The organism is Microcoleus sp. bin38.metabat.b11b12b14.051, from assembly GCF_013299165.1.
Classification (GTDB): domain Bacteria; phylum Cyanobacteriota; class Cyanobacteriia; order Cyanobacteriales; family Microcoleaceae; genus Microcoleus.
Window position 1 is genome coordinate 1 of record NZ_JAAFKD010000062.1, and the last position, 6,946, is coordinate 6,946.

Here is a 6,946-nt window from a genome sequence, read left to right on the forward strand (position 1 = left end):
TCATCTCATCTCATCTCATCTCATCTCATCTCATCTCATCTCATCTCATCTCATCTCATCTCATCTCATCTCATCTCATCTCATCTCATCTCATCTCATCTCATCTCATCTCATCTCATCTCATCTTTTGTTGTTAATCCCTATCTCTAATGGGCTGAACTCATTTCTAGCTGGCTGAGCGAAGTCGAAGCCATCCCCCCAATACCAGCTAAAATCTCAGCACTCTCCGCATCCAAAGACGCAATCTCATCCAAAATTTCCTGCGGTTCCCGCAACTGCGCTTCTTCACCCTTATTCGGATTTTTCACCGACAGATCGAACGTCTCCAAATTGATATCAGCAACATCCACCAGCCAAGACTTATCCGACTCAGCAAACGTAGCCTGTAACTCCACAAACTCCCGTAAATCCTCATCATTGAGCGAGTTTGTTTTACCCATATTCCGCCCTGGAGCGAGTTGATAATACCAAATTTTCCGAGTTGCCATTCCCTCATTTAAAGGTTTTCCGTGAGAAAATAAAGGCATTCCCTGAGGGTAGCCCAAGGGAGCGCCCCCTTCGACTTCGCTCAGGGGACGTTTCTCAAAAAACAGCACCACCGTTTTCACCCCCGCCCCGATAAAAGTCCCACCCGGACAATCCAAAATTGTATGCAGATTGCAACTGCTCAAAAGCTCTTGACGTAACGCCCGCGAAGCATTATCCGAATTTGACAGAAACGTATTTTTGATTACCACCGCGGCCCTACCGTCGCGCTTCATAATTTTGATGAAATGCTGCAAAAACAAAAATGCCGTTTCCCCAGTTTTAATCGGGAAATTCTGCTGCACCTCCCGGCGTTCGTTCCCCCCAAACGGCGGATTTGCCAGCACTACATCAAAACGATCCTTATCCTGAATGTCGCTGAGATTTTCCGTTAGCGTGTTGGTGTGGATAATATTCGGCGCATCAATACCATGCAAAATCAGGTTCATGATCGCAATCACATAAGCTAAACTCTTCTTTTCCTTGCCAGTAAAAGTATGATTCTGAAGAGTTTCTAGCTGTTTCGTCGTCAAATTACCCTGGCGTAAATAGTCGTAACTCTCGCACTAAAAACCTGCCGAACCGCAAGCGCCATCATAAATACGATCGCCAATCTGCGGTTTTACCACTTGAATCATGGCCCGAATCAACGGGCGCGGCGTGTAATATTCGCCACCATTGCGCCCCGCATTACCCATATTTTTGATTTTGGCTTCATAGAGATGAGAGAGCTCGTGTTTTTCCTGTTGAGAGCGAAAACGTAGCTCGTCCACATACTCCAGCGCATCCCGCAAGCTGTAACCGCTTTGGAACCTGTTCTTAATCTCGCTAAAAATTTCGCCAATCTTGTATTCGATTGTATCTGGACTGGTAGCGCGTTGCTTGAAACCCTGTAAATATGGGAATAACTTGCGGTTGACACAATCAATCAGATCGTCCCCAATCAGGCTATGATCGCGACCGACCGTCCTATTGCTACTGAGCGTACCCGAAGTATCGGCCTTTTTGGGAGCCGCCCAAGATGACCAGCGATGCGCCTCATCAATAATAAATTCGTAGGGCTTCCCAGCTAGTTCTGCTTCTAATACCCTTTCCTGCTCCAAATCATCTAAATACTTCAAAAACAGCAGCCAGGACGTTTGCTCTGTATAGTCTAACTCCGTAGTACAGCCCGCCTCCTTCCTGAGAATGTTATCAATATTTTTAAAGGTTTGCTCAAACATTTATAGCAGTTGACAGCTAGCCCCGAGCGAAGTCGAGGGGTTGACAGTTACATAGTACGGGAATTTAACCGTTTATGATATGCTCGCGAATGGCGATCGAGAAAAATTTTATTTTTCAGGCATTTTTTTTAAGGAATGCGATCGAGATTTGACATAGCCAGTTGATGTTGGAAGCTTGGCAAACCTCTCAGCTTCAATGTGCAACATTTCAAATTGTAGTTTTATAATATCAAACAATAAACACCCCGTGACTTTTGTCCGGGGATGTGAGATTGTTGGAGACTTTAATCTGCCTTCAATCTGTTTAGATTGACAAATTTAAGCTACTTGCACCCAGTAGAAAGTATGTTAAAATTCCGAGTTCTGTGCTTGCGGTTCCGGCACTGTAACTTCTACATCCGGCAGATTGACAGCAACTTCGGTAGATTCTGCAATCTCGCTCTCCTCGGGAGTGCGCTTAGAAAATCCCCAGACAAACATCAAGGCGATAGCAGAAACTACCAGCCACTGCGGAGGTACCAAACTATCATTAATTACCTTCACCAGCAATCGCATTCCCACGAAACCGACTGTAATGTAGCCAGCAGTTTCAAGGTGTACGAACTCATCGAGCCAGCGGATGAACAAGCCTGCCATAAATCGCAGGGTGATAATTCCAATTGTCGCGCCTGTGAGTACCAGCCAAGTTTGGTCAGAAATCGCGATCGCAGTGGTAACGCTATCCAAAGAAAATGCTAAATCCGTGAAAGCAATCACTGGAATTGCTTTCCACAGAGACGAAAATCTGGGGCCGTGATTTTCTCCATCAGAGTCAGCATCTGAGGTAAAGTGCTGGAAAACTAGCCACAGCAGATAAACGGCTCCCAGCAGTTCAAACTGCCAGAACTGGATCACCCAAGTTGCCGTTAAAATTAGTGCTATTCGCAGTACAAAAGCAATTATCAAACCGATGTTGAGAGCTTGTTGCTGTAGCTTGGGCTCTTCCAAACCTTTAGAAATAGATGCCAGGGCGATCGCGTTGTCAGCCGAAAGTACCGCCTCTAGGGCCACCAAAACCAACAATAATAAAAAGGTGTCAACTCCCAAATTGGGCGAACCGTCGAGAAATTGATCTAACATTAATTAATTTGTGCACCTAAGATTTGCAAGCCAAGAGCCCAGCGCAAATCACCGGCTCTGTCTAAAATGAGTGTCACCTTCAACTATCTTAACCTAGTGCGGTAACTTTGTCGCGGGCGATCGCACTCAAGGAATTTCGGCAACAGATGATCGTCTAACGGATTTAAGGGATTTCAGCGATGGATATTGAGCCGAGAAGTCCGAAGCAAGATTTTTCGCAATCTCCCCCTCTCCCCCTCTCCCCAAACCGAGCAAATATATTGCAAGTTGTAACAAAGGATTCCCAAAAGCGCCAAATTGTCTCAAATTGGTGAAAGCTCGTGCCCGCGAAAAGGAGTTTCCTCATATGTCTTTAACAGATACCCAAGTCTACGTAGCGCTCGTAGTTGCTTTGATTCCCGGAATCTTGGCTTTCCGGCTGTCAACAGAACTGTACAAGTAGTTCGAGACACCAGTAGCTAACCGCAGCCTCGCCTGTCCGAGTAGTTAAATCTGGAAATTGCAGACAATTGCTGCCTTTGTGCAGTAGATTGTTTGTGGTCAACAAGAGGATACTGCAAGGGCAGGCATTTTTATTGACAAATTCCTTCTTCAGGTGTCACCCTGTCTCCTAAATTAGGGATGCGGACACCCTGACGAACAGGGGCGTGCGTGCGTTAAACTCAGAATTTTGTGTTTTGTACTCAAAAATGTCAGTCTCAGGTATTTGAAAAAAAATTATGCAAGCGATTCAACCTACGGTTACTCCACTTCGTCCTGTCAAAACCCCACCTCGGGTTACTCCTCGCCGCCACAGCAGCAGCCGCCAGCGTTCTTACCCTCACCAAATGCTCGCGGCTGAAACAGGAGTTAAGTTAGCAGTCAACATGGTTCTTTCAGTCTGTGCAACTTCTGCTTTGATTCAGCTTTGGCCTCACTACCGCGCCGTACAAGAAAAGTTGCACGAAATCCAAGCAGAAGTCAATCTTACTCAAGGGCGAGTAGAGAAGTCGCGATCGAACTTTAACCGCTACTTTGACCCCAGTCTGGCTAAAACTGTGATGCAAGAGCAAAGCAATCGAGTCGATCCCCACCAGCGTGCGGTGATTTTGCAGGAGCCCCCAGCACCCGATGCTGAGGAATCGACCCCGCAGCCTTAATTGTCTGACAGTTGTTAGGATGTGCACCGCGCACAAAGAAGAGCGGGCCAGTGGAATTCGCGCCTATACAAACAAAACCCATGCTCAGCGAATTGAAGAACGAATGATTAAAATTACCTTATTTTCTTCATTCCGCTTGGAGCGGAATTCGTCTGTGTAGGCGCGGTTTAAACCGCCGTCTTCGCCATTACAGTTTTTTCTTTCAGCAGTTGCAGTGCAGCTTGATATTGTAAGTCTTCTTCGGTGCCAATTCGATCGCGCGCAATCGGTTCTAGCGGCACTACGCGATCGGGTGCAATCCCCAATTTGTTAATATCCGTGTGGTTCGGTGTCTCGTATTTAGCAACAGTCACAGCCAACCCGGAACCGTCAGACAAATCAAACAACGACTGAATCAGTCCTTTCCCGAAAGTCTTTTCGCCCACGAGTTGAGCTCTGCCGTTATCTTGCAGGGCACCCGCCAAAATTTCGCTAGCGCTGGCTGTTCCTTTGTTCACCAAAACAATTAGCGGATCGTCGGTCAAAGCCTGTCCAGAAGCCTCAAAACTGCCGAGAATTCCTTGTCTGTTGACCGTGTAGACGATCGTCCCAGAATCGATCCACAGGCGCGCAATTTCAATCCCCGCTTGCAACAGCCCGCCCGGGTTGTTCCGCAAATCGAGAATGTAGGCGGCGGCGCCGCCTTTTTCCAAACGATCAATCGCGTGGGCGACTTCCTCGGTGGCGTTAGCGCTGAATTGACTGAGGCGAATGTAGCCCACGGGTAAATTTTCTGGGCCCGACTGCAATTCGGCATAAACCGGATTCAGAGCAATGCGATCGCGCACCAGCTCAATGTCCTCAGCAGCGTCCCTTCCCTCGCGCCCCAAGGTCAAGGTAACAGCAGTGCCGATGGTGCCGCGCATTCGAGTTGCCGCTTCGTCTAGGCTCAATTCTGACGTGGGAGTGCCGTCAATTTTCAAAATGCGATCGAGCGGTTGAATGCCGGCTTTATCTGCTGGCGAACCGGCCAAAGGAGCCACCACTGTCAGGGTATTTGTCTGGGGGTCGATCGCAATTTGCAGCCCGACACCAGTCAATTCTCCCGAAGTGTTAACCTGCAAGCTGCGGTACTGTTCGGGTTTGAGCAGCCGAGTGAAAGGGTCGTCAAGATTCGCCAGCATCCCCTGAATCGCCGTGTAAGTCTGCTGTCTGTCGTTAAGCGGTTCCTTAACGGCTTTTTCGCGAATCGACCACCAGTTTTTAGAGTTGAAGCTGTCGTCCACATAAGAGCGGTTGACAATGCGCCAAGCTTCGCTCAATAGCTGCTGTTCGGGAGTCAGCGCCACCGCAGGCTGCACCCACGGGCTTAGAACCAAAGCAGCTTGGAGGCAGAATAACATCGCAATTTGGAAAATTCGTCTGTGCATGATTTTTCTGTAAAAGATAGGCAAGTATCGCATCTCCTGTAATTTATAGTTTGTAGGCATTTAAACTTTTGTGCATTCAACTAGCCCGCAGGCCGCCGTCAAACGCCGGCCGATCACAAAAAATTAGTTAAATGTAACATTTAATGGCCAAATCAGTGAAGTTTTATCATGTTTATTAAATTTAGCGCCCAGCCGCCCGCTGGCTGGCTCGGACTGCGGGCTGTAGCTGGGCTCTAGGCTCTATGCCAGCTTGGGGCGGAGGTTGAGCTGGCAGAAAATCGTATTTCCCACTCTGCTAACGCCTTGCTAGGGTGAAATTTGCACCGCAATTATGTTACATTTTTTATCACAGTCTGGAATTCGATCGGGCAGCGCCAGCGAGCAGGAACAAGCGACCGCTTAGTTTCCAAGCACTCGCGGGCGATCGCACAAAAAAATTCCTTTCGTGAGCTCCAAATTTTAAAATAGCCTCAGCCATTTGCTAGTAAAAGCAAGCTGCTCGGCGCGGGGCGACAAAAAAACCTTGTGGCTGTTGCCCTGAACCTCAACCACAGCAATATTCTTTTAGGAATTCTGGCTCCATGTTTTCTAAACAAATCACCGACTCAAAAACCTACCAGTGGTTTGAGGAACGCCTGGAAATTCAGGCGCTCGCCGACGACATCACTACCAAATACGTACCCCCCCACGTCAATATCTTCTACTGCTTGGGCGGAATTACCTTAGTTTGCTTTTTGATCCAGTTTGCCACCGGCTTCGCCATGACTTTCTATTACCGTCCCACGGTAGCAGAAGCTTTTTCTTCAGTGCAATACCTGATGAATGAAGTTAACTTCGGCTGGCTGATCCGCTCCATCCACCGCTGGTCTGCCAGCATGATGGTGCTGATGATGATTTTGCACACCTTCCGGGTTTATCTGACCGGCGGCTTCAAAAAGCCCCGCGAATTAACCTGGGTGACAGGAGTCATCTTGGCAGTCCTCACTGTTTCTTTCGGCGTGACCGGCTACTCTCTGCCTTGGGATCAAATCGGTTACTGGGCAGTTAAAATCGTGTCCGGCGTACCCGAAGCCATTCCGTTTGTCGGTTCTACACTGGTAGAACTGCTGCGCGGCGGTGTCAGCGTCGGTCAAGGCACTTTGACTCGCTACTACAGCTTGCACACTTTCGTGTTGCCTTGGCTGATTATCGTGTTCATGCTGGCTCACTTCTTGATGATTCGCAAACAAGGCATTTCTGGCCCGTTGTAAGTTTTGAGTTGTGGGGGCGATATTTTTTGCCCCCCTACTGAATTTTGGGTTGAAAATTCAGAATTCATCTCTCATGATATTTATTACGGCCAATACTTCCTGCGATCGCGCCGCTGATTCGGACTAACGAATACAGCCCAATGCCAGGCCCGGATAAAACTAAAAGGAGAACACTCTCACTATGTCTATTATCAAAAAACCAGATTTGAGCGATCCAGAGCTACGCGCTAAGCTCGCTAAGGGCATGGGTCACAACTATTACGGCGAACCAGCTTGGCCCA

5 protein-coding genes and 2 pseudogenes are annotated in these 6,946 nt (G+C 48.1%); 4 read left to right on the forward strand and 3 right to left on the reverse strand.

What is annotated here, in order from left to right; translation table 11 throughout:
- Nucleotides 1-146: 146 nt before the first annotated feature.
- Nucleotides 147-1,748, reverse strand: a pseudogene (locus QZW47_RS29955) (class I SAM-dependent DNA methyltransferase).
- Between the two features lie 348 nt (nucleotides 1,749-2,096).
- Nucleotides 2,097-2,867 (reverse strand): TerC family protein, encoded by a 771-nt coding sequence (locus QZW47_RS29960; RefSeq protein WP_293136389.1) that lies wholly within the window; start codon nucleotides 2,865-2,867, stop codon nucleotides 2,097-2,099.
- A 346-nt stretch (nucleotides 2,868-3,213) separates the two neighbouring features.
- On the opposite strand from QZW47_RS29960, the gene psaM reads away from it, so the two are divergent.
- The gene (psaM, locus tag QZW47_RS29965) at nucleotides 3,214-3,309 is read left to right on the forward strand and encodes a photosystem I reaction center subunit XII (protein WP_293136392.1); all 96 of its coding nucleotides are present in this window, start codon (nucleotides 3,214-3,216) and stop codon (nucleotides 3,307-3,309) included.
- A 277-nt stretch (nucleotides 3,310-3,586) separates the two neighbouring features.
- A complete protein-coding gene (locus QZW47_RS29970) occupies nucleotides 3,587-4,006 on the forward strand; it encodes a hypothetical protein (protein WP_293136395.1) in 420 nt (139 codons plus the stop codon).
- A gap of 167 nt (nucleotides 4,007-4,173) precedes the next feature.
- On the opposite strand, the gene ctpA is transcribed toward QZW47_RS29970, so the two are convergent.
- Nucleotides 4,174-5,415, reverse strand: a complete 1,242-nt coding sequence (gene ctpA, locus QZW47_RS29975) for a carboxyl-terminal processing protease CtpA (RefSeq protein ID WP_293136397.1) — start codon at nucleotides 5,413-5,415, stop codon at nucleotides 4,174-4,176.
- Between the two features lie 581 nt (nucleotides 5,416-5,996).
- On the opposite strand from ctpA, the gene petB reads away from it, so the two are divergent.
- A complete protein-coding gene (gene petB, locus QZW47_RS29980) occupies nucleotides 5,997-6,665 on the forward strand; it encodes a cytochrome b6 (RefSeq protein ID WP_293136403.1) in 669 nt (222 codons plus the stop codon).
- Between the two features lie 181 nt (nucleotides 6,666-6,846).
- Nucleotides 6,847-6,946 (forward strand): annotated as a pseudogene (locus QZW47_RS29985) (cytochrome b6-f complex subunit IV); the annotation flags it as partial.

Coding starts and splice junctions, on each gene's coding strand:
- psaM (WP_293136392.1), top strand. CDS start 3,214: ATGTCTTTAACAGATACCCAAGTCTACGTAGCGCTCGTAGTTGCTTTG.
- QZW47_RS29960 (WP_293136389.1), bottom strand. CDS start 2,867: ATGTTAGATCAATTTCTCGACGGTTCGCCCAATTTGGGAGTTGACACC.
- petB (WP_293136403.1), top strand. CDS start 5,997: ATGTTTTCTAAACAAATCACCGACTCAAAAACCTACCAGTGGTTTGAG.
- QZW47_RS29970 (WP_293136395.1), top strand. CDS start 3,587: ATGCAAGCGATTCAACCTACGGTTACTCCACTTCGTCCTGTCAAAACC.
- ctpA (WP_293136397.1), bottom strand. CDS start 5,415: ATGCACAGACGAATTTTCCAAATTGCGATGTTATTCTGCCTCCAAGCT.